Source organism: Streptomyces smaragdinus, from assembly GCF_009604385.1.
Classification (GTDB): Bacteria; Actinomycetota; Actinomycetes; order Streptomycetales; family Streptomycetaceae; genus Streptomyces; species Streptomyces smaragdinus.
The window spans coordinates 141,443-163,566 of sequence record NZ_WEGJ01000005.1 but is presented as its reverse complement, the minus strand read 5'-3'; the positions used below and the strand labels follow the sequence as shown (position 1 = coordinate 163,566).

The 22,124-nt window shown below is 71.8% G+C and carries 15 protein-coding genes and 1 pseudogene; 10 read left to right on the top strand and 6 right to left on the bottom strand.

What is annotated here, in order from left to right:
• Positions 1 to 8: 8 nt before the first annotated feature.
• Together SRB5_RS11150 and glgX are read right to left on the bottom strand one after the other, a co-directional pair.
• Positions 9 to 1,217, bottom strand: a complete 1,209-nt coding sequence (locus SRB5_RS11150; RefSeq protein ID WP_228389967.1) for an MFS transporter — start codon at positions 1,215 to 1,217, stop codon at positions 9 to 11.
• A gap of 110 nt (positions 1,218 to 1,327) precedes the next feature.
• Positions 1,328 to 3,517 carry a glycogen debranching protein GlgX gene (gene glgX / locus SRB5_RS11145; protein WP_323377711.1) on the bottom strand — a complete coding sequence of 730 codons (2,190 nt, stop codon included), beginning with the start codon at positions 3,515 to 3,517 and terminating at the stop codon, positions 1,328 to 1,330.
• A 436-nt stretch (positions 3,518 to 3,953) separates the two neighbouring features.
• Here glgX and SRB5_RS11140 point away from each other — a divergent pair, with 436 nt between their 5' ends.
• The 5 genes from SRB5_RS11140 to SRB5_RS11115 all read left to right on the top strand — a co-directional run bounded on the left by SRB5_RS11140 (position 3,954) and on the right by SRB5_RS11115 (position 11,513).
• Entirely contained in the window at positions 3,954 to 5,159 is a 1,206-nt protein-coding gene (locus tag SRB5_RS11140) for a L,D-transpeptidase (RefSeq protein ID WP_153451438.1), read from the top strand.
• A gap of 115 nt (positions 5,160 to 5,274) precedes the next feature.
• Positions 5,275 to 6,042, top strand: a complete 768-nt coding sequence (locus tag SRB5_RS11135) for an enoyl-CoA hydratase/isomerase family protein (RefSeq protein ID WP_153451436.1) — start codon at positions 5,275 to 5,277, stop codon at positions 6,040 to 6,042.
• A gap of 237 nt (positions 6,043 to 6,279) precedes the next feature.
• The gene (locus tag SRB5_RS11130) at positions 6,280 to 6,786 is read left to right on the top strand and encodes an ATP-binding protein (RefSeq protein ID WP_153451434.1); all 507 of its coding nucleotides are present in this window, start codon (positions 6,280 to 6,282) and stop codon (positions 6,784 to 6,786) included.
• A gap of 367 nt (positions 6,787 to 7,153) precedes the next feature.
• On the top strand, positions 7,154 to 9,778 hold the full coding sequence (locus SRB5_RS11125) for a M4 family metallopeptidase (protein ID WP_407703901.1): 2,625 nt from the start codon (positions 7,154 to 7,156) through the stop codon (positions 9,776 to 9,778).
• A gap of 178 nt (positions 9,779 to 9,956) precedes the next feature.
• Positions 9,957 to 11,513, top strand: coding sequence for a M4 family metallopeptidase (locus SRB5_RS11115; protein WP_323377709.1), 1,557 nt, complete (start codon positions 9,957 to 9,959; stop codon positions 11,511 to 11,513).
• A gap of 49 nt (positions 11,514 to 11,562) precedes the next feature.
• On the opposite strand, the gene SRB5_RS11110 is transcribed toward SRB5_RS11115, so the two are convergent.
• On the bottom strand, positions 11,563 to 12,186 hold the full coding sequence (locus tag SRB5_RS11110) for a DUF4328 domain-containing protein (RefSeq protein ID WP_194292898.1): 624 nt from the start codon (positions 12,184 to 12,186) through the stop codon (positions 11,563 to 11,565).
• A gap of 153 nt (positions 12,187 to 12,339) precedes the next feature.
• On the opposite strand from SRB5_RS11110, the gene SRB5_RS11105 reads away from it, so the two are divergent.
• The 5 genes and pseudogenes from SRB5_RS11105 to SRB5_RS11085 form a co-directional block, all read left to right on the top strand.
• On the top strand, positions 12,340 to 14,496 hold the full coding sequence (locus tag SRB5_RS11105; RefSeq protein ID WP_153451431.1) for a right-handed parallel beta-helix repeat-containing protein: 2,157 nt from the start codon (positions 12,340 to 12,342) through the stop codon (positions 14,494 to 14,496).
• On the top strand, positions 14,493 to 15,098 hold the full coding sequence (locus SRB5_RS11100) for a hypothetical protein (protein WP_228389951.1): 606 nt from the start codon (positions 14,493 to 14,495) through the stop codon (positions 15,096 to 15,098). Before SRB5_RS11105 ends, SRB5_RS11100 begins: the two co-directional genes overlap by 4 nt.
• Positions 15,098 to 16,429 carry a hypothetical protein gene (locus tag SRB5_RS11095; RefSeq protein ID WP_153451429.1) on the top strand — a complete coding sequence of 444 codons (1,332 nt, stop codon included), beginning with the start codon at positions 15,098 to 15,100 and terminating at the stop codon, positions 16,427 to 16,429. The genes SRB5_RS11100 and SRB5_RS11095 overlap by 1 nt, the downstream gene beginning before the upstream one ends.
• A 221-nt stretch (positions 16,430 to 16,650) precedes the next feature.
• Entirely contained in the window at positions 16,651 to 17,268 is a 618-nt protein-coding gene (locus SRB5_RS11090) for a TetR/AcrR family transcriptional regulator (protein ID WP_153451428.1), read from the top strand.
• 225 nt (positions 17,269 to 17,493) lie between these two features.
• A pseudogene (locus SRB5_RS11085) lies at positions 17,494 to 18,534 on the top strand (maltotransferase domain-containing protein); the annotation flags it as partial.
• A 5-nt stretch (positions 18,535 to 18,539) separates the two neighbouring features.
• Here SRB5_RS11085 and SRB5_RS11080 read toward each other — a convergent pair.
• The 3 genes from SRB5_RS11080 to SRB5_RS11070 all read right to left on the bottom strand — a co-directional run bounded on the left by SRB5_RS11080 (position 18,540) and on the right by SRB5_RS11070 (position 22,032).
• Complete coding sequence (locus SRB5_RS11080; protein ID WP_407703900.1) at positions 18,540 to 20,156, bottom strand: IS200/IS605 family accessory protein TnpB-related protein; 1,617 nt, start codon at positions 20,154 to 20,156, stop codon at positions 18,540 to 18,542.
• A 283-nt stretch (positions 20,157 to 20,439) separates the two neighbouring features.
• The gene (locus tag SRB5_RS11075) at positions 20,440 to 20,868 is read right to left on the bottom strand and encodes a DUF4259 domain-containing protein (RefSeq protein WP_153451426.1); all 429 of its coding nucleotides are present in this window, start codon (positions 20,866 to 20,868) and stop codon (positions 20,440 to 20,442) included.
• A gap of 66 nt (positions 20,869 to 20,934) precedes the next feature.
• Positions 20,935 to 22,032, bottom strand: a complete 1,098-nt coding sequence (locus SRB5_RS11070; RefSeq protein WP_153451424.1) for a hypothetical protein — start codon at positions 22,030 to 22,032, stop codon at positions 20,935 to 20,937.
• Positions 22,033 to 22,124: the final 92 nt, after the last annotated feature.

Below are 22,124 nucleotides of genomic sequence, written 5' to 3'. Positions count from 1 at the left end.
GCGTCCCCTCAGCCCACCGCGCGCTCCACCCGGCGCAGGGTGCGGATCGCCCGTACGGACAGCAGGGCCACCGCCGTGACGAGGGCGAACACGGCGTTCGCGGCCAGCACCTCCCGGGTGCCGAACTGGCCGGACGCCGGACCCGCCAGCGCCTGGCCGACGGGCTGCATGGCCAGCGATCCGGCCACGTCGTACGCGTGCACCCGGCTGACCACCCCGGGCGGGACCTGGGTCTGGATGGCCGTCGCCCACATCACGCCCCAGAACGCCATCGCGATGCCGCACAGCGCGCTGCCCACGGCGATCAGCGGCACGGGCAGGCCCAGCGCCACCGACGCCGGCATCAGCCACCAGCACAGCAGCGCCGCCGACCCGGCCCGCAGCGGCCGGACCGGACGGGACCGCATCGCGGCCACCGCCCCGATCGCGGCGCCCACGCCCATGGCCGAGTTGATCAGGCCGTACACGCCGGGCCCGTGCTCGCGTACGACCTCGGTGGCGATCAGCGGGATCGTCGGGCCCCAGCAGAGCACCGAGGCCGCCATCCAGATGACGATCACGCCCCACATCCAGGTGCGCGAGCTGAACTCCCGCCAGCCCTCGACCAGATCGGCGCGGAAGGAGGCCCGCTCCTTCACCGCGGCCTCGGGGTGCGCCTGCCGGGGCGGCAGCCGCAGCAGCGTGAGGCAGCCGGCGCTCAGCGCGTACGTCGCGGCGTGCACGACGAACACCCCGCCCGGCTGGGTGAAGCCGACGAGGGCGCCCGCGGCGGCGGGGCCGAACAGCGACATCACCGCCTCGACCGTACGCACCGCGCCGTTGGCGCCCTGTACGTCGTGGGCGATACGGGGCAGCACGCTGGCGATGCCGGGCTGGAAGAGGCCGCCGCAGATCCCGTTGACGGCGGACAGCACACAGACCTGCCAGAGCACGACGTCCCCGGCGAAGAACAGTCCCGCCATCACGGCCTGGGTGACGACGCGCACCAGATCGGAGCCGATCATCAGCCCCCGGGCGTCGAAGCGGTCCGCGAGCACCCCACCGAAGAGGACGAATCCGGCAAAACAGGCGGTCATCGAGGCCATCGCGGCGCCGACCGCCCCGGCCCCGTACCCCTGCTGCACCAGCCCGGCGGCCAGCGCGACGGGCGCCATCATGTCGCCGAGGCGGGCGATGCCGCGGGCGGCGAAGAAGAAGGAGAAGTCCCGGGACCACAGGCCGGCGCGGGGGGCCTGGAGATCCGGGGATGCTATGTGCGTTTTGTCCCGGGAGGTACTTGTCATTTGGACGACATGCTTGCCCTGACCACAGGGTTCACGCAAATCCTTTACAGCAGGGCCCGCAGCACCAGAACGGACCGCTCCGGCACGGCGATCGGCCCGCCGCCCGGATGCCGGGTCCCGGGGGCCGCCGACTGGTCCTCGCGGGAGGTGTCCACGACCAGTTCGTACGCCCTGGCCCACGGCTCTCCCGGCAGCACGAACTCCACCGGCCCGGCACCCGCGTGGCACAGCACGAGGAAGCTGTCGCCGGATACCGGACGGCCGCGGGGGTCGCACTGCGGGAGGTCCCGGCCGGAGAGGTACATACCGAACGCGACTGTCGGGGCAAACCAGTCCGATTCGCTCATTTCACATCCAGCCGGGGTGAACCAGGCCAGATCCCGCACGCCCTCCTGCGGCCGTCCGGAGAAGAAGGCGTCCCGGCGCAGCACGGGATGGGCCCGGCGCAGGGCGATCAGCCGGGCGGCCAGCCGCCGCACCGGGCGCCAGGCCGGATCGCGAAGCAGCGACCAGTCCACCCAGCTGACCTCGTTGTCCTGGCAGTACGCGTTGTTGTTGCCGCGCTGCGTCCGCCCCATCTCGTCGCCCGCCGTCAGCATCGGCACCCCGGTGGACAGCAGCAGCGTGGCGAGCAGATTGCGGATCTGCCGCCGGCGCAGGGCGTTGACCGCGGGGTCGTCCGTCTCGCCCTCGTGGCCGCAGTTCCAGGCCCGGTTGTCGTCGGTGCCGTCGCGGTTGCCCTCGCCGTTGGCGGCGTTGCGCTTGTGCTCGTACGAGACCAGGTCGCGCAGCGTGAAGCCGTCGTGGGCCGTGACGAAGTTCACGGATGCCCGCGGGCGGCGCCCGGCCCGGTCGTGCAGGTCGGAGGAGCCGGTCAGCCGGTAGCCGAGGTCGCGTACGTCGGGCAGCGCGCCGCGCCAGAAGTCGCGGACGGCGTCCCGGTAGCGGTCGTTCCACTCCGACCACGGCGGCGGGAACCCGCCGAGGTGATAGCCCCCGGGGCCCACGTCCCACGGCTCCGCGATGAGCTTGACGCGGCGCAGCACCGGGTCCTGGGCGATCGCGGCGAGGAACGGGGCGAGCGTGTCGACGTCGCGCTCCGTGCGGGCCAGGGCGGCGGCGAGGTCGAAGCGGAAGCCGTCGACGCCCATCTCGGTCACCCAGTACCGCAGGCTGTCGGTGATCAGCCGCAGCGCCTGCGGCCGCCGGGCGTCCAGGGTGTTGCCGCAGCCGGTGACGTCGGCGTAGCGGCGGGCGTCGGGGGCGAGGCGGTAGTAGCCGCGGTTGTCGATGCCGCGCAGGCTGTACGTGGGGCCGAGCTCGCTGCCCTCGGCGGTGTGGTTGTGGACGACGTCGAGGATCACCTCGATCCCGGCGGCGTGCAGGGCGTGGACCATCGCGCGGAACTCGGTGACCTGCTCCCCCCGGGTGCCGGTGGCCGCGTAGCCGGCGTGGGGGGCGAACCAGCCGACGGATTTGTAGCCCCAGTAGTTCGTCAGCCCGCGCCCCAGCAGCGTCCCCTCCGGCGCGAACTGGTGCACCGGGAGGAGTTCCACGGCCGTGACCCCGAGCGCGCGCAGATGGCCGGTGGCGGCGGGGTGGGCCAGCCCGGCGTAGGTGCCCCGCAGCCGCTCGGGGACGGCGGGGTGGAGCCGGGTGAAGCCGCGGACGTGCAGCTCGTGGAGCACGGTGTCGGCCCAGGGGGTGCCCGGGCGGTCGGCCCACGCGCCGGCCGCCGCGTCCCGGACCACCACGCCCCTGGGGACGTACGGGGCGGAGTCGCGGTCGTCGCGGACGGTGTCGGCGAGGTGGGCCTGGGGCCAGCCCAGTACGTGGCCGAAGGTCTGCGGGGCGTGGCGGAACTCGCCGTCGACGGCCCGGGCGTACGGGTCGAGCAGCAGCTTCGCCGGGTTCCAGCGGGCGCCGGTCCAGGGGTCCCAGCGGCCGTGCACGCGGTAGCCGTAGCGGTGGCCGGGGCGCACTCCCGGGGCGAAGCCGTGCCAGACCTCGTCCGTGGGGCCGGTCAGCGGCAGGCGGCGCTCGCGGCCGTCGTCGTCGAAGAGGCAGAGGTCGACGGCCTCGGCGCCGCCCGCCCAGAGGGCGAAGCCGGTGCCCTCGGTGCCGCCGGGGCCGCGGCAAAAGCGGGCGCCGAGCTCCCGCGGGTCCCCCGGCCACAGGGCGGTCGGGGCCGGCGCTCCCGGCAGGGTCCGGACGTCCTCGGGCGCGCTCGACACGTGGGGCCTCCGGCGGCTCGCGGTGGCTTCGGTCCGCACCCCGGGAGGTCTCCTGCCGGTTCCGTTTGGGTTCCGGTTGTATTTCGGTTCTGTTCCGGGGTGTCCCGTCCTCCTACCTTTTCTGCCCGTCCGGGCGGCGTCCGAACACCGCTGCGGTCCGGGCCGGTCCCGCCGGCGCCCGTACGAACGCCCGGGAGAGCGTCGCGCCCCTGGTGACGGGTGGGTTTCCCGCTTCCCTTGAAACGCCTGTGACTTGGGACCGAACGGTGACACAGCGGGGGCCTGAACGCTCTTTCCGTATGGTTATCTAGTCGAAGAATGTACGTGTGCACGGGGGTGCAGACCGGCGGGCACTCGAGGGGAGAGCGCGGTTTTGAACAGGGATCGAATAGCGGGCGGATGGGCCGCCCGCCGCGGATCACGGACACGACGGGGCATGACGGCGCTGCTCGCCGGGATGGTGCTCGTGCTGGGCGCCGCGTGCGGCGGCAGTGACTCGGACTCCGGCGACGGCGCGGGCACCGGCGGCGGCAGCGGCTCGTCCGCGAAGAAGGAGTCGCAGGCCGTGGTGTCGATCTCGCCCAAGGACGGCACCGACAACGTCGCGACCGAGGGCGCGCTGAAGATCAGCGCCAGCAAGGGCAAGCTCGTCACCGTCAAGGTCACGGACTCCAAGGGCACCGAGGTCGAGGGCGAGCTGAGCGCCGGCGACACCGTGTGGCAGCCCAAGGGCAACCTTCGTACCCAGACCAAGTACAAGGTCAACGCCATCGCGAAGGACAAGGACGGGCTGGCGTCCGCCAAGACCGCGAGCTTCACCACCGTCGTCCCCGCCAACACCTTCATCGGCTACTTCACGCCGGAGAACGGCCAGACGGTCGGCGTGGGCATGCCCGTGTCGATCAACTTCAACCGCGCCATCAAGAACCGTGAGGCGGTGGAGAGCGGGATCACCGTGACCGCCGACCCGCCGGTCGAGGTCGAGGGCCACTGGTTCGGCAACCAGCGCCTGGACTTCCGCCCGGAGGACTACTGGGCGGCCGGCACCAAGGTGACGCTGAGCCTGCGGCTCGACGGCGTCCAGGCCGAGAAGGGCGTCTACGGCAAGCAGGCCAAGGACGTCAGCTTCACGGTGGGCCGCCGTCAGGTGAGCACCGTCGACTCCAAGACGCACCAGATGTCGATCGAGCGCGACGGCAAGGTCATCAAGACCATGCCGATCACCTCCGGCGCCCCGTCGAACCCGACGTGGAACGGCCAGATGGTGATCACCGAGCGGCTCAAGGTCACCCGGATGAACGGCGCCACCGTCGGCTTCACCGACGACGACGGCAAGGGTGAGTACGACATCAAGGACGTGCCGCACGCTATGCGGCTGTCCAACTCGGGCACGTTCATCCACGGCAACTACTGGGCGTCCGCCGCCACCTTCGGCTCCGCGAACGTCAGCCACGGCTGCGTGGGTCTGCAGGACGTCCGCGGCGCGGGGAACAACGCGATGCCGGCGGCCTGGTTCTTCAACAACTCCATCGTCGGCGACGTGGTGGTCGTGAAGAACTCCGAGGAGAAGACGGTCCAGCCCGACAACGGTCTGAACGGCTGGAACCTGTCGTGGGACGAGTGGACGGCTCCGCAGAGCTGACCGCCCCCGACCGACCGTAACGAAGCCCGGCGCCCCGCGGTGCCGGGCTTCGTCGTGTCCGGTGTGAGCAAGCGCACCGGGCTCGCGGACGTTAGTGACCGCTAACCTCTGGTGCATGACTGCACATCTCGAGGTCTCCGAAGGCGTCGGTACGATCCGGCTGGACCGCCCGCCCATGAACGCGCTCGACATCGCCACCCAGGAGAGGATCCGGGAGCTGGCCGGGGAGGCGACCCGCCGGGAGGATGTCCGCGCGGTCGTCGTGTACGGCGGCGAGAAGGTCTTCGCGGCCGGTGCCGACATCAAGGAGATGCAGGTCATGGACCACGCGGCGATGGTCGCGCGGGCCCGGGGCCTGCAGGACGCGTTCACCGCCGTGGCGAAGATCCCCAAGCCGGTGGTCGCCGCGGTGACCGGGTACGCGCTGGGCGGCGGCTGCGAGCTCGCGCTGTGCGCGGACGTCCGCTTCGCGGGCGAGTCGGCGCGCCTGGGCCAGCCGGAGATCCTGCTCGGCCTGATCCCGGGCGCGGGCGGCACCCAGCGGCTGCCCCGGCTGATCGGCCCGTCGAAGGCCAAGGACCTGATCTTCACCGGCCGGATGGTCAAGGCGCCCGAGGCCCTCGCCATGGGCCTGGTCGACCGGGTGGTGCCGGACGCCGAGGTGTACACCGAGGCGCACGCGTGGGCGGCGCGGCTGGCCGCGGGGCCGGCGATCGCGCTGCGCGCGGCGAAGGAGTCGGTGGACGCGGGGCTGGAGACGGACCTGGAGACGGGGCTCGCGATCGAGCGGAACTGGTTCGCGGGACTGTTCGCCACCGAGGACCGGGAGACCGGGATGCGCAGCTTCGTGGAGGACGGACCGGGCAAGGCCACGTTCCGTTAGAGGGACGGCCGTCCGGGTGGTGACTTGACGCAACCTTAAGAGAACCTTAAGGAGTTGACGCGCGTCCACCGCGCACCACCCCCGGACAGCCCGGTGTTTGCGCAGGTCAACTCACCTGCTCCGACATAGAGATGCTTCTGGCATATGCCTGGAGCCGGGTTCGGAACGAGGGGTTCCGGTCGACCGAATCGACCGGAACCCCTCCGCGATCCGTCGCGCCCGGCCATGATGGGGGGCATGGCGGGACCGGAGGGAACGCAGCAGCCAGTGCGGCAGGCGCAAGCGGTGACGCGCCCGCGCCGGCCTGGCGGCGCCGCGGACGACGCGGCGGCCCGGGCGCTGGAGCTGTGCGGCGACCCCTCCGTCGACGAGGTCCGGCTGCCGTCGCGGCCCGAGTCCGCCGCCACCGCCCGCCGGCTCGCCCAGTCCGTGGCCCAGGGGGCCTGGGGGCTGAACACGCAGCTCACCGAGTTCGCGGTGTTATTGGTCTCGGAGCTGGTCGGCAACGCCGTCCGGCACACCGGCGCCCGGACGTTCGGATTGCGGATGGCGCGCCGCCGGGGCTGGATCCGGGTCGAGGTGCGTGATCCCTCGCGGGGGCTGCCGTGCCTGCTCCCCGTACGCGAGATGGACACCAGCGGGCGGGGACTGTTCCTGGTCGACAAGCTCGCGGACCGCTGGGGCGTGGATCTGCTGCCGCGCGGGAAGTGCACCTGGTTCGAGATGCGGGTGCCCGAGCGTTAGGACGGCGGCCGGAGCACGCGGGTCATCTCTGTCACCCGTCACAACACCCACCCCTCACACCGTCGATTTCCGGCCCGGAGCCCCGCGCGGGGCAGGAACGATCCGTTCCGAGCGCCTCAGCTTCACCTTCGCCGACCTGGCATCTCTCGTACGCGAACGCACATTCACGCACGACGCGCGAGATCCGGCCAACCTACGGATCGGTACATGACATGTACGTGTCGTAGTGGGATTCTTCCGTCAGCCCGTTGGGCTTCCCCGCAATCCGCACCACCGCTTGTTCTGCCCGACCGGCCACGACCGGCCGTTCGGTCCGTAGCAGGCCGCCCGCCCCACAGGGCGCGGCGGCCCGGCAGAAGGAGTCCGAGTGACGCGCACCCCCCAACGCCGGACGGCGGCGCTGGCCCTGCTCGCGGCAGCAGCACTCGCCGCGACCGGGCTCGGCACCGCGACGGCGGCACCCTCACCGCAGGCGACCCCGGCTCCGGCGAAGGTCGTGGAAAAGGCCGACGCCGGAACGCTTCCCGCGAAGCTCTCCCCCGCCAGGCGCACGGAGCTGATCAAGGCCGCCGACGCCGGCAAGGCCGACAAGGCCCGGCAGCTCGGCCTCGGCGCCCAGGAGAAGCTCGTCGTCCGTGACATCGTCCAGGACGCCGACGGCACGACGCACACCCGCTACGAGCGCACGTACAAGGGTCTGCCCGTGCTGGGCGGCGACATGGTCGTGTCGGAGGCCAAGGGCGGCAAGCTCAAGGGCGTGTCCATGGCGCACAAGTCGGATATCGCGCCTGCCACCACGACGGCCGCCGAGTCCGCGGACAGCGCCGAGGCATACGCCCTCGCCGAGTCCCGTCAGGAGGGCAGCGTCAAGACCGCGGCCGACAGCGTCCGCAAGGTCGTCTGGGCGGCGGAGGCCGGCACCCCCGTGCTGGCCTGGGAGACGGTCGTCGGCGGACTGCAGAAGGACGGCACCCCCAACGAGCTGCACGTGATCACCGACGCGGCCGGCGGCAAGGAGCTGTTCCGCTACCAGGGCGTCGAGAACGGCACCGGCAACACGATGTACTCCGGCTCCGTCACCCTGGGCACCCAGGCGTCCGGCAGCACGTACACGCTGACCGACACCACCCGCGGCAACCACAAGACGTACAACCTCAACCGCGGCACCTCCGGAACCGGCACCCTCTTCTCCGGCCCGGACGACGTGTGGGGCGACGGCACGCCCACCAACCTGGAGACCGCCGGCGCCGACGCCCACTACGGCGCCGCGCTGACCTGGGACTACTACAAGAACGTGCACGGCCGTACCGGTATCCGCGGTGACGGCGTCGGCGCGTACTCCCGCGTCCACTACAGCAGTGGCTACGTCAACGCCTTCTGGCAGGACTCCTGCTTCTGCATGACCTACGGCGACGGCTCGGGCAACACCCACCCGCTGACGTCCATCGACGTGGCCGCGCACGAGATGTCGCACGGTGTCACGGCGGCCACCGCCGGTCTCGTCTACTCCGGTGAGTCCGGCGGTCTGAACGAGGCGACCTCCGACATCTTCGCCGCGGGCGTCGAATTCGCGGCGAACAACCCCAACGACGTCGGTGACTACCTCGTCGGCGAAGAGATCGACATCAACGGCGACGGCACCCCGCTGCGCTACATGGACAAGCCGTCCAGGGACGGCGCGTCCAAGGACAACTGGTACTCCGGCATCGGCAGCATCGACGTGCACTACTCGTCCGGTCCGGCGAACCACTGGTTCTACCTGGCCTCCGAGGGCTCCGGCGCCAAGGTGGTCAACGGCGTCTCGTACAACAGCCCCACCGCGGACGGTCTGCCGGTCACCGGTATCGGCCGGGCCAACGCCGAGAAGGTCTGGTTCCGCGCGCTGACCACCAAGTTCACCTCGAACACCAACTACGCCGCAGCCCGTACGGGCACGCTCGCCGCCGCCGCCGAGCTCTTCGGCCAGGGCAGCGTGACGTACAACAACGTCGCCAACGCCTGGGCCGGCATCGGTGTCGGCGCCCGGATCGTCGACGGTGTCACGGTCACCAACCCCGGTGCCCAGTCCTCCGTCCAGAACCAGCCGGACACCCTGCAGATCCAGGCCACGTCCACCAACCCGGGCGCGCTGACCTACGCCGCGACCGGTCTGCCGGCCGGCCTGTCGATCAACGCCTCCACCGGTCTGATCTCCGGTACGCCGACCACCCTCGGTTCGTCCAACGTGACCGTCACGGTGCGCGACACCGCGAACAGCTCGGGCACGGCGTCCTTCGCCTGGACCGTCGGTGACGGCACCCAGACGGAGTTCGAGAACACCACCGACTACGCGATCAGCGACTACTCCACGGTGGAGTCCCCGATCGCCGTCACCATGGCGGGCAACGCGCCGGCCAACCTCCAGGTCAGCGTGAACATCATCCACACCTACCGCGGTGACCTCGTCGTCGACCTGGTCGCCCCCGACGGCACCGCCTACCGGCTGAAGAACTCCGGCGACGGCTCCGCCGACAACGTGATCGCCACCTACACCGTCAACGCCTCCAGCGAGGTCGCGACCGGCACCTGGAAGCTGCGCGTCCAGGACGTGGCCGGCGGTGACATCGGCTACATCGACAGCTGGAAGTGGTCGGCGGGTGGCGGCGGCCCCACGCCGCGGGTGTTCGAGAACACCGCCGACTACAACATCCCCGACCGGGGCCAGGTCGAGTCGCCGATCACGGTGGACGTGACGGGCAGCGCGCCGTCCGCCCTGCTGGTCGACGTCAACATCGTCCACACCTACCGCGGTGACCTCGTCATCGACCTGATCGCCCCCGACGGCACCGCCTACCGGCTGAAGAACTCCGGCGACGGCTCCGCCGACGACGTGATCGCCCAGTACACGGTCAACGCCTCCAGTGAGACCGCGGCCGGCGTCTGGAAGCTGCGCGTCCAGGACGTGGCCTCGCTCGACACCGGCTACATCAACAGCTGGAAGCTCACCTTCTAGCAGCGGCCGGGCGTTACGGACACACCGCTCACCACCGGCGCCGTCCTTCCCCCAGGGGGCGGCGCCGGTTCGCGTTTTCCCCGCTCGCCCCCTGTTCCGCGGCGCCGTGACATGGCAGGCTCCTCCGTTGCCCCCCGCGCACATCTGTTCGCAGCATCCGCAGCAAAGGAGTTCCAGCGTGCGTATCCCACCCCGTACGGCGGTAGCCCTGGCGACAGCGACCCTGCTCGCCACCGGACTCACCGCCCTCGGCGGCCCCGCGGGCGCGGCCCCGGCGCAGCCCGATCCGGGCGCGCTGCCGGCGAAGCTCTCGCCGGGCGAGCGCACCGCACTCATCAAGTCCGCCGACGCCGGAAAGGCCGCCACGGCCAAGGCGCTGAAGCTCGGCGCGTCGGAACAGCTCGTCGTACGCGACGTGCTGAAGGACCGGGACGGCACCGTCCACACCCGCTACGAGCGCACGTACGCTGGACTGCCCGTGCTCGGCGGCGACCTGGTCGTCCACACCGGCAAGGACGGCAGGGCGCTCGGCGTCACGAAGAAGCTCAGGGGCAGCCCGGCCGTCGACACGAAGGCGAGCGTGACCCCGGGCGGCGACTCCCGCAAGGTGGTCTGGGCGGGTGCCGACAAGCCGGTGCTGGCGTGGGAGACCGTCACCCGCGGCACCCAGGCCGACGGCACCCCGAGCGAGCTGCACACGATCACCGACGCCCGTAACGGCAAGGAGCTGTACTCGTACGAGGCGGTCCGGTCGGAGGGCACCGGCAACTCGATGTACGCCGGCACGGTGGCCCTGGGCACGACCGCGGTCGACGGCGGCTTCGTACTGACCGACGCCGGACGCGGCGGGCACACCACGTACGACCTGAACCACGCCACCAAGGGCCAGGGCACGGCCTTCACCGACGCCGACGACACCTGGGGCGACGGCACCGGGACCAACCCGCAGACAGCCGCGGTCGACGCCCACTACGGCGCCGCCGCGACCTGGGACTACTACCTGAACACCCATGGCCGCAACGGCATCGCGGACGACGGGCAGGCCGCGTACTCGCGGGTCCACTACGGCGACAACTACGTCAACGCCTTCTGGCAGGACTCCTGCTTCTGCATGACGTACGGCGACGGCATCGAGAACACCCACCCGCTGACCGCGCTGGACGTCGCCGGGCACGAGATGTCGCACGGTGTCACCGCGGCCACCGCGGGGCTCATCTACTCGAAGGAGTCCGGCGGGCTCAACGAGGCGACCTCCGACATCTTCGGCACCGCGGTGGAGTTCTCCGCGGACAACTCCGAGGACACCGGCGACTATCTGATCGGTGAGGAGGTCGACCTCTTCGGCGACGGCACGCCGCTGCGCTTCATGGACGAGCCGTCGAAGGACGGGGTGTCGGCGGACTACTGGTCGGTCAAGCTCGGCAAGCTGAACGTGCACTACTCGTCGGGTGTGGCCAACCACTTCTTCTACCTGCTCTCCGAGGGCAGCGGACAGAAGACGATCAACGGCGTGACGTACGACAGCCCGACGTTCGACGGGCAGCCGGTGAGCGGGATCGGCCGGGCCGCGGCCGAGCAGATCTGGTACCGGGCGCTGACCGTCTACATGACCAAGCGCACGGACTACGCGGACGCCCGGATCGCCACGCTGCAGGCCGCCGCCGACCTGTTCGGTGACGGCAGCGCCCAGCAGCAGGCGGTCGACCGCGGGTGGGCGGCGGTCAACGTCCACTGATCACGTACGGAGCGTGGGGGTGGGACGGCCCCGGGCCGTCCCACCCGGCTCAGGCGAAGGCGCGTCGCTGGGCTGCGGTCAGCCGCAGGACGGCGGCGATGCCGAACGCCGCCGCGGCGAGGGTCAGGACGTCGTCCGCCAGATACGCCGCCAGGGCCGGGCGCAGCTCCGCGGCCCCGGTCGCGTCCAGGGCCAGCACGCTTCCGGCGGTCGCGGCCACGCTGGATCCGACCCACGTCGCCCACCAGGTGGTGAGCAGTATGCGCGGCCCCGCCGCGGAGGCCCGCCAGATGTCATCGGCCATCCGCTTGGGCAGCCACCAGTTGAGGAACGGGATCAGCCAGCTCAGATAGATCCAGCCCGGCCGCATCCGCTGGCTCCCGGGGCTCAGATGCTCGGCGTTGGTGTAGCAGCGGCTGAACCACACGAGGAACGCCGACGCGGTGAAGACGATCGCCAGCCCCTGGAGCAGGTCGGTGTCCTCCCACTGACTCCGGGCGGCGGTGGCGTCGAGCTCGTCGGCCCACACCGTGATGTTGGTCTGCAGGATCAGCAGCTGTGCCGCCGCGCTCGCGCCGAGCAGGGCGACGGTCCAGCACGCGGCACCGACGACCGGCACCATGGCCGGCCGCGGCGCCGACTGGACCAATACGGTCGATTCCTCCTGAGTCATGCCCCCCACCTCCATGTTTTCGACGAAACGGAGCCGCAGCCTACCGGTGTCCGCGACACCGGCGACCAGCCGCGCGGAGCCGGGTTCCCACCGTCCGCTTTCCGTGCTGCCGACGGGGTCCCGGAAACGTGAACATTGCTCTACTCTGCCGCCATGCCGAGGATCCGTAAGGCCCTGACAGCCCTGGCGGCGTGTGTGGTTGTGCTCGCCGGAGCCGCGCCCGCGGCGGCGCACGAGGAGCGGCCGGTCGGGTTTCCCGACGGGTCGGGGAGCGTGCCCGAGTACCGGGACGGGGAGCCCGATCTGCTGGTGTGCAAGTCGGACCGGGCCGACTTCGAGCGGCGGGTGGCCGGGTTCCCGGCGGAGCTGCGGGAGCGGAATCTGCGGCTCTTCGAGCGGTGCCAGGACGACGGGTTCCGGCATGTGCAGGAGGCCGTGGACGCCGTCGACGAGGCGGGCACGAACATCGCGATCCTGCCGGGGCTCTATCAGGAGGAGCCCACCCAGCACGAACCCGGCGGGGAGTGCGCGGAGCTGAAGGCGCCGGACTCGTCGTTCGGGTACCAGATCCTGTCGTACGAGCAGCAGAAGCAGTGCCCCGCGAACCAGAACCTGATCGCGATCCTCGGCAAGAAGGACCTGCAGATCGAGGGGACGGGCGCGAGCCGCGGCGACGTCATCATCGACGGGCAGTACACCAAGCTGAACGTGATCCGGGCGGACGGCTCGGACGGGATCTACTTCCGGAACTTCACCGCGCAGCGGTCCACGTTCAACTCCCTCTACATCCTGGCCGGCGACGGGTTCGTCATCGACGACGTGCTGACCCGGTGGAACGACGAGTACGGCTTCCTGACGTTCGCCAGCGACCACGGGCTGTACAAGGACTGCGAGTCGTACGGCAACGGCGACTCGGGCATCTACCCGGGCAGCGCGTCCGACGTGAACAGCGGCCGGGGCTACGACGTCGAGCGCTACTCGATGGAGATCACGGGCTGCCGCAGCCACCACAACATGGTCGGCTACTCGGGCACCGCCGGTAACTCGGTCTGGGCGCACGACAACGAGTTCGACCACAACATGGCCGGCGCCACGATGGACAGCGCCTTCCCCGGGCATCCCGGACTGCCGCAGGACCACGCGAAGTTCGAACGCAATCTGATCCACGACAACAACCTGGACTACTATCGGTACGTCCGGGACGGCACCTGCGCCAAGCCGCCGGCCGAACGCGGCTACGAGAAGGGCGTGGTGTGCCCGCAGATCTCGGTGCCGGTCGGGTCGGGCGTCATCACGGCCGGCGGGAACTACAACCTGTTCGAGGACAACTGGATCTACGGGCAGCAGCGCACGGCGTTCGTGCTGCACTCGGTGCCGGCGTTCATCCGCGGCGAGAACAGCGTCGGCAAGCAGTGGGACACCTCGCACCACAACCGCTACATCGGCAACCACCTCGGGGTGGACCGGCAGGGCAACTCGCGGCCGAACAAGACGTCCGTGTGGTGGGACGGGCAGGGCGAGGGGAACTGCTGGTCGGACCTCTCGGGGCCGAGCAACCCGCCGACCCTGCCGTCGTGCGGCTCCTCGCCCGGCGAGGTCTCGGGCGGGAGCGACCGGATCGTCGGCGAGCCGGTGAAGCTGGCGCAGCTGCTGGTGTGCGCGGAGTACGACGTCAAGGCGCGCAAGCTGCCTGCCGGGTGCGACTGGTACGGGGCGCGGGGCGTCGAGCGGGTCGAGACGCAGATCGCGCTCGCGGTGGCGGCGGTGCTGGCGCTGGTGGGCGGCATGCTGTGGTGGCGCACCCTGCGCCGGGACCGGTGGGGGACGGCCGCCGCGGGAGTGGGGCTGGCGGGGCTGGTGCTGGACGTGATCGGGTCGGCGAGCTCGTACGCGCATACGGCGATCCCTCCGGTGGCGCTGCTGCTGCTCGGGCTGTGGTGGGGTGTGACGGGGTGGCGGCTGCGGGAGCAGCGGACGGTGTTCGGCTGGGTGACCGTCGGGCTCGGCGTGCTCACCCTGCTCGACGCCTTCGACAAGACGGTCGTGCTGATCCCGTGGACACCGCTCGGCCCGGCGTGGCTGCGCACGCTCGTGGGCATCGTCTGGGTGCTCTGGGCGGTGGTCGCGGCGGCCCGCCAGCCGCTGCACGCGGACGCGGCGCCGGACCCGGACGTGGACCCGGACCAGGGCGTGAACCCGGACGCCGGGACGGAGCAGCCCGTCCCGGCCGCGACCGCACCGGCCACCGACGACGGCCCGACCGACCCCGGCCCCGACCCTGACCCTGACCCGAAGGCTGCCACCGCATGACGCACCGCACCCCCACACACCTCACCCCCACACACCGCGCCTCCACGCACCACGCCTCCGCCCGCGACGCCTCCACGCCCCGGACCCACGGACGCCGCGCCACCGCCCGCCGCACCCGTACGCTCGTCCTCGCCCTGGTGCTCGCCGCGGCCCTGACGGCGGCCGGCTGCTCCCGTCCGACCACCCACCACAAGCCCGGCACCAGCCACGACACGGCGACCGGCCCCGTCGACCCGGCGACCCAGCCCCCGGACGAGTCGGGCAGCGACCTGCACGACGACGACCACGGCGACGGCAGCAACGGCAGCGGCGCCCAGGACACCCCCGACGACGGCCTCCCCGACAAGACCGTGCGCATCACCGTCGCCGGCGGAAAGGTCACCCCGCCCCCCGGCCGGATCGAGCTCGACCGGGGTGACCGCGTCGCCCTCGTCGTCACCACCGACCGCGCCGACGAGCTCCACGTCCACGGCGTCGACGCGTCCACCGCCCTCGCCGCCGGCCGGGCCACGACGCTGTCGTTCACCGTCGACCGCACGGGCCTCTTTGAGGTGGAGACCCACGAGTCGGAGCTGATCCTCACCCAACTCCTGGTCCGCTGATGCCGCTGCCACCGACGGCGCCCCACACCGGCGCCGGTGTGCTGCTCGCCCACGGCATCGGCGGGCGCCAGGACCTGCCGATCTCCGGCTTCTACGCCTACGCCGGCGCGTTCGCCGCCCTGTTCGTCTCCTTCCTGGCGCTGGGCCTCCTGTGGCCCACCCCCCGCTTCGCCGGCGCCACCGCCGGCCGCGCACTGCCCGCCGTCCTGCAACGGGCCCTCGACGGCCGCCCGCTGCGCCGGACCCTGCGCGTCCTCGGCCTCGCCGCCGCCCTGTTCGTCGCCGCCCACCTCCTCCTCGGCCCCGACGACCCCGACCGCAACCCGGCCCCCGGCGCGGTCTACGTCCTCCTCTGGGTCGGCCTCGTCCCCGCCTCCCTCCTCCTCGGCCCCGTCTGGCGCCCGCTCAACCCCCTGCGCGCCCTGCACGCCGCCGGCTGCCGCCTCCTCCACCGCGACATCCACGCGGGCCGCCCGCTGCCCGGGGGACTCGGCTACTGGCCCGCCGCCGCCGGACTGTTCGCCTTCACCTGGCTGGAACTCGCCTCACCCGAACCCGCCTCCCGCACCACCCTGCTCACCTTCCTCGCCTGCTACACCGCCGTGCAGCTCGCCTGCGCCGCCCGGTACGGCGCGCGCTGGTTCGACCGCGGCGACGCCTTCGAGACGTACTCCGCCCTCCTCGGTCATCTCTCCCCCCTCGGCCGACGCCCCGGCGACCGCCGGATCGTGCTGCGCAACCCCTTCCACAGCCTGGACGCCGTCCCCGCCGCGCCCGGACTCGCCGCCACCGTCTGCGTGATGCTGGGCAGCACGGCCTACGACGGCTTCTCCGCCGCCCCCTGGTGGATCAACACCCTGCAGACCTCCTCCCTCGGCCGGACCGGAGCCGCCACCGCGGGCCTGGCCACCGCCTGTCTCCTCGTCGCCGTGCTCTACACCGCCTGCGCCCACGCCGCCCGCCTGATCTCCCGCGGCGACCAACTCACCACCCGCCCCGTCCCCGCCTTCGCCCACTCCCTCCTGCCCATCGCCACGGGCTATCTGATCGCCCACTACTTCTCACTCCTAGCCACCGAAGCCCCACGCACAGTCACCATCGCATGGGGCACTGACAATCCCGCCCCACCTGCGGATCCACTCTCCCCCGCCGGCCTCGCCACGCTCCAGGTAACCGCAATCGTCACCGGCCACGTCCTCGGCGTGATCGCCGCCCACGACCGCTCGGTCCACCTCTTCCCCCCGGCCCGCGCACTCACCGGCCAGATCCCGCTGCTGATCCTGATGATCTGCTACACCACAGGGGGCCTAACCCTGCTCCTCCAGACGTAAGACGCAAGGCACAAAGCACAAGGCACAAAGCACAAAACAACCCGCACCCGCCGACGCAACGAGGGGACGGGCCGCAGCAGTGGCGGAGCGTAGCCCGGCACCGAGACCAAGGTCTCCACGTCCAGCGGAGCCACTGCTGCGGCCCGTCCCCGGACACACGACGCCAACAAAACCCGCAGGCACAAGCCGCAAGCAAAGCCCCGACCGAAGGTAAGGCGACAATGGACGGGATGCCACCACCCCCCCTCCGCCGCACCCCCGTCCAGCAGCGCAGCGCCCAGCGGCTGGGCCGGATCCTCGACGCCTGCGCCGCGCTCCTCGACGAGTCCGGCTACGAGGCGCTGTCCACCCGCGCGGTCGCCGAGCGGGCGGGCGTACCGATCGGCTCGGTGTACCGATTCTTCGCCGGCAAGCGCGAGCTGGCCGCCGCCCTCGCCCACCGCAACCTGGACGAGTTCACCCGCCGCGTCCAGGACCGCCTGGCCGGGCGACCGCAGGACGGCGGCTGGCGCCCCGTCATCGACACGATGCTCGACGAGTACCTGGCGATGAAGCGCTCCGTCCCCGGCTTCGCCCTGATCGACTTCGGCGTCCCCGGCGCCCCCGACCCGGTCTTCTCCACCAACCACCAGGTCGCCGACCGCCTGTGCGAACTGCTCGGGGCCCGCCTGGAGATCCCGGCGACCCCAGAGCTCCGCCGCGCCTGCCTGGTCGCGGTGGAGGCCGCGGACGCCCTGCTCCAGCTGGCGTTCCGCACCGACCGGGCCGGCGACCCCGCCCTGATCCCCGAGATCCGCGTCCTCCTGCACGCCTATCTGGCCCGCACCCTGGACCCGTAGCCGCGGAGCGATGCAGACCGGCCAAACCTACGACGGGTCTCGCCGAGGTCCAACGGGTCGGTTAATGTCCCATACGGGGCCACAACGCCCCCACTCGTTACGGACGAGTAGTTCACACACGGCCGGAACTCGCCGTGGCACGACCGCATCCCGCAGTCCCCCCTGCGACCCCGCACGCCCTCTGTCACCGCTCCACGCCCCCGAACCGTGACGCCAGGTGATCCCATGTCCGCGCAGACCGGCCGCATACCCGTCCTCGACGTCCGCCCCCGCGTCGACTGCGGGGCCCGCCCCGCGAAGGCCGTGACCGGTGAGTCGTTCGACGTCACCGCCACGGTGTTCCGCGAGGGGCACGAGGCGGTCGGGGCGAACGTGGTGCTCGTCGATCCGGCCGGCCGCCCCGGCCCGTACACCCCGATGCGCGAACTGGCCCCCGGCACCGACCGCTGGGGCGCCGAGGTCACGCCGACCGCCGAGGTCCGCTGGACGTACCGCGTCGAGGCCTGGGGCGATCCGCTGGCGTCCTGGCGCCGGGCGGCGGAGATCAAGGTGCCGGCCGGCGTGGACCCCGACCTCGTGCTGGAGGAGGGCGCGCTGCTGCACGAGCGCGCCGCCCGCGGGGTGCCGCGGGTGCACCGGCCGGCGCTGCTGGCCGTGGCACAGGCACTGCGCGAGGAGACCTGGCCGGTCGCCGAACGGCTGGCCGCCGCCCTCGATCCGGCGGTGGTCGGGCTGCTGGCCCGCCATCCGCTGCGCGAGCACGTCACCGCCTCCGGGTCGCTGCCGCTGCTGGTGGAGCGCGAACGGGCGCTGTACGGCGCGTGGTACAAGCTGTTCCCCCGCTCCGAGGGCGCGGCGGGGACCACCGGCGGCACCCTGCGCACCGCCGCCGAACGGCTGGCGGGCGTCGCGGCGATGGGCTTCGACGTGGTGTATCTCCCGCCCGTCCACCCCATCGGGTCCGCGTACCGCAAGGGCCCCGGCGGCAGTCTCTCCCCCGGCCCGGACGACCCCGGCAGCCCGTGGGCGATCGGCTCGGCGGCGGGCGGGCACGACGCGGTGCACCCGGAGCTGGGCACCCTCGGCGACTTCGACCACTTCGTGGCGACCGCCCGTACCCACGGCCTCGAGGTGGCGCTGGACTTCGCGCTGCAGTGCTCCCCCGACCACCCGTGGGTGGAGAAGCACCCCGACTGGTTCCGCCGCCGCCCGGACGGCTCCGTCGCGTACGCCGAGAACCCGCCGAAGAAGTACCAGGACATCTACCGTTCCTATTCAGTGAGCAGGAGTGGGTGTTGGATCCATTCCTGCTCGCTGCGGACATCCCGAACGGTGTTGGGTGTCCTGGTCGCCTGCTTTCGCCCGGGGTCCGGTGGCACGGATCGTGTCCGTGGTCCGGGGGTCCGGGGGCGGGTTTCCTCACGCCGTCGGGTGTCGTGTCCGGCCTGGGCGGTCCGATGCCCCTGTCCATCGCTCCGGTGGGCAGGGGGCGGTGCCGTCCGTCGCCGGATACGGTGCCCGAGGGCGCGTCGTCCGATCGCCACCGCAGCGGCATCGTGACGAGTCGGTGTACGTGTGCTGGTGGTGAGGGGCTTCTGCCAGTGCCGGGCGCCCCAGCGTGAGGTATAGGCCGGGTCGACCGCGACGATCGGGATGCCGAGTTCGGCGGCCATCGACACCAGCCGCGCCCGCAGCCGCGCCACCGGCATCCCCGCGATCAGATGCCGGAAGCGTTTGCGCCGGCCGTGTTTCTCCCGGGTGGTCTCGGCGGTGAAGTCCAGGTCCTCGACCGCGACCGCCAGGTGGTGCCGGTCGGCCCAGTGCAGGAGCCGGGTCAGCGCGTGGCGGATCTGTGCGTCGCGGTGTGTGGCCGGGCCGGTGAGGTCGTAGGCGAAGCGGCGGGGTTCGCCGACGGGGTTGCCGTGCGGGTCGAGGCGCCAGGCGGCAAGGTGGTCGGCGTTGGTGTCCACCCCCACCACACCCCCGGCAACCGCCGCCGCCAGCGGCACCGCCTGCACCGGTGGGAGGGTCCAGGCGGCGGTCACGTACCAGCGTCCGCGCGACGGCTCGAAGGGGACGCGATACGCGACAGCCCGGTTCGCGGTGACGCGGTCGGCCCACTCGTCGCCCCGGTGCGCGAAAGCGACCGGACCGCTGAGGGTGTAACGGCCGTGAGGGGCGTTCGCCAGATGCGCCAAAGGGGCGGGCAGCCTGATGCTGACGTCCCCGCCCGGTGTGACGCGGATGGTCTCGTTCCCGAACCGCTTCCCACTCTCCCCGTCCGCCGACAGGAACCAGCGCGCCGCCTCCCACCCCGCACGCCACTGCTCCCGGGTCAGTCCCGCCTGCTCCAGGTGGTGGCGGTTGCGGGCGCGTCCCTTTCCGCCGCGTACCACCCGCACCCGCCCCGCCTCGTAATCGGCACGCTGCGCGTCGAGCCGGTCCCGCAGGACCCGCAGGCGGCGTGACTTGGCGAACCACTCCCGCTGGGAGCCGTAACCGCCCGGCGCCTGCTTGCTGCCCTTCGCGCCGATCGGCAGCGACAGCCGGTGCGAGATCGTGGCGATGCCGGCCTGAAGGTTCTGGATGTGTGCGTGCTGCCCTCGCCGGGCCAGTCCCCACTGATCGTGCGACGCCTTCGTGATCGACCTCGCCCACCGCGACGACGACTTCCCGGTCAGCGCCCGCTTACGCACCGCCCACGACTCCGCCGAATGCGCCGTCCCGTCCGCACAACGCTGCTTCAGGTCCGCCGACGCCAGCGAACCCAGATGCGCGCCGACCTGCCGCAGCACCTCCACGTCCCCCGGCGTGAGGTGCTTCAGACGGGTACGCACCGACACCCCGGACGGACCCGCCACCACGAACGACTCCGCCAACACCCGCACCACACCACCCCCCACCCAGATCAACCCGGCCCAGTCCCGTGATCAACGACCCCGGACCACAAAAGTCACCCCATCAGACAAACCCACAGACGCCACACACTCACTCCGGCACACTCACGCTCACCCATACACACTCATCAGCCAACAGCTCCAACCCCGGCCCGCTGAAGCCCGACCACGTCCCGTGGCACGACCACCCCACCAGCCTCACCCTCACCCTCCCCCCACTGGCGACGGTATGGCTGCGCCCGAGCTGAGAGCCCGGGGTAAGAGCCCGGGGCGATCAGCCGAACAGCCCCTCCTGCTCGGGCCCCGGCCCGTCGAGCACCGCCCGCAGCCGGCGTACGACCGCACGCCACTGCTGCCCCCGGCCGCTCTCGTCCCACAGCTCCGCCAGCTCCGACTCCTCCCCCACGACCCGGTCCAGCGCCCGCACCGCCAGCGCCGGGATCCACCCGGGTATCTCCGCCATGGGCTCCTCCGGCCCGTACACCCCCAGCGGATCCCCGCCCGGCAGCCCGGCGGCGATCACCGCCGCGCCCGCGACGGCGTGGTCCCCCAGATCGCCGTCCAGATAGCCCTCCCCCTCGGCCGCCATCAGCAGCGCCTTCTCTATCGCCCCCAGCCGCTCGTCGGCGGGCAGCTCGTCGAGGTCACCGGCAAAGTCCGCCGCGTGATCGTTGTCGAATGGCCCCATGCCCCACGTACCCATACGCACATGCTGACAGGGGCCACTGACAATCACCCTGACCAGGCAAAACACCGAATTCCAGCGGGACTACACCAGTGCGTCCTTGTACGCGATGTTCACCCGCCGGTCCCCCTCGTCCCCCGACGCGAACCCGAAACTCAGCCGCGGCAGATAGGCACCGGCCGCCGCCGGATCCGGGACCAGCATGATGTTCATCCCCTCCGGCTCCCGGAAGACCAGGCTCTTCAGCGCCCGCGTCAACGCGCGCTCCGAGTACGCCGAGTTGAGGTCGACCTTCGTGATGTACGTCGTCCCCACATCGGTCGTGTCCGCCGGCCCGCCGCTCTTGTAGGACTCCCCCTCCAGCATGTACATCCACGACCCGTACAGACAGAACCCCTGCGAGTCGTACACCGGCGCGGGCAGGTTCTGCCGCAGCAGCAGCGGCGCCCCGAGCGGCGCGGCGACCGCCTTGGCCAGATCCCATACGGCCGCCTGCGTCTGCCCGTTACGGCCGAAGCGTACGAGCAGCCGCCGGTGCTGCATGTCCACCACCGCCCGCGGCGAGGACAGCGTGCTGCCCGTCCCCGGCAGCTGCAGCGGGTCGGGGGTGCGGTCGCGGAAGTCCATGTCGGCGCGGTCCTGCGCGTCGTCCCAGTGGAAGCTGCGCGGCGGTTCGGCGGTGGGCGGGCCCAGATAGCGGATGCGGCAGACCTTCGTGCCGAATCCGGTGGTGCCGGCGGCGTTGAGCTGCGAGTCGTACTCGATCCACAGATACGGGGCGGATCCGGCGGCCGTCGGTTCGACGCCGAACTGGGCTCCGTGGCCGAAGCCGCGCAGATACATCCGGCCGAGCTTCGTGGAGCCGTCGGCGCTCAGCTTGGTGATCGCGATGTCGCCCTGGGCCAGCCGGGTGGCGTGCGACACGCCGTCGCCCGGGTTGTACATCACCTGGGCGACGTACCAGTGCTTGTTGAGGTGGTCGTAGCCGGCGCTCTGCATGACGGTCGGGCACCACGACGTCTTGTGCATGAATAACGCGTCGGATCCGTCGGCCAGATCGAAGGACGGCGTGGCGGGCAGCGCCTGGGCCGCGGCGTGCGCCCGTCCGGTGAGACCGGTCAGCGCGAGCCCCGCGGCGACGGTGCCGCCCGTCCTCAGCAGTCCCCGGCGTGACAGTTCCATCGTCTTCCCCTCGTTGATCATCGGTTGCCCGGCGAGGGTAAAACGCCGGGCCCCCGGCTCGGCAAGGGGGCCCGACGCATTTCGGCCGGTGG

Bases quoted from the DNA above. Each gene is read 5' to 3' on its own strand.
- SRB5_RS11140 (WP_153451438.1), top strand. From the start codon at position 3,954: ATGACGGCGCTGCTCGCCGGGATGGTGCTCGTGCTGGGCGCCGCGTGC.
- SRB5_RS11135 (WP_153451436.1), top strand. From the start codon at position 5,275: ATGACTGCACATCTCGAGGTCTCCGAAGGCGTCGGTACGATCCGGCTG.
- SRB5_RS11130 (WP_153451434.1), top strand. From the start codon at position 6,280: ATGGCGGGACCGGAGGGAACGCAGCAGCCAGTGCGGCAGGCGCAAGCG.
- SRB5_RS11110 (WP_194292898.1), bottom strand. From the start codon at position 12,186: ATGACTCAGGAGGAATCGACCGTATTGGTCCAGTCGGCGCCGCGGCCG.
- SRB5_RS11105 (WP_153451431.1), top strand. From the start codon at position 12,340: ATGCCGAGGATCCGTAAGGCCCTGACAGCCCTGGCGGCGTGTGTGGTT.
- SRB5_RS11100 (WP_228389951.1), top strand. From the start codon at position 14,493: ATGACGCACCGCACCCCCACACACCTCACCCCCACACACCGCGCCTCC.
- SRB5_RS11095 (WP_153451429.1), top strand. From the start codon at position 15,098: ATGCCGCTGCCACCGACGGCGCCCCACACCGGCGCCGGTGTGCTGCTC.
- SRB5_RS11090 (WP_153451428.1), top strand. From the start codon at position 16,651: ATGGACGGGATGCCACCACCCCCCCTCCGCCGCACCCCCGTCCAGCAG.
- SRB5_RS11075 (WP_153451426.1), bottom strand. From the start codon at position 20,868: ATGGGTACGTGGGGCATGGGGCCATTCGACAACGATCACGCGGCGGAC.
- SRB5_RS11070 (WP_153451424.1), bottom strand. From the start codon at position 22,032: ATGGAACTGTCACGCCGGGGACTGCTGAGGACGGGCGGCACCGTCGCC.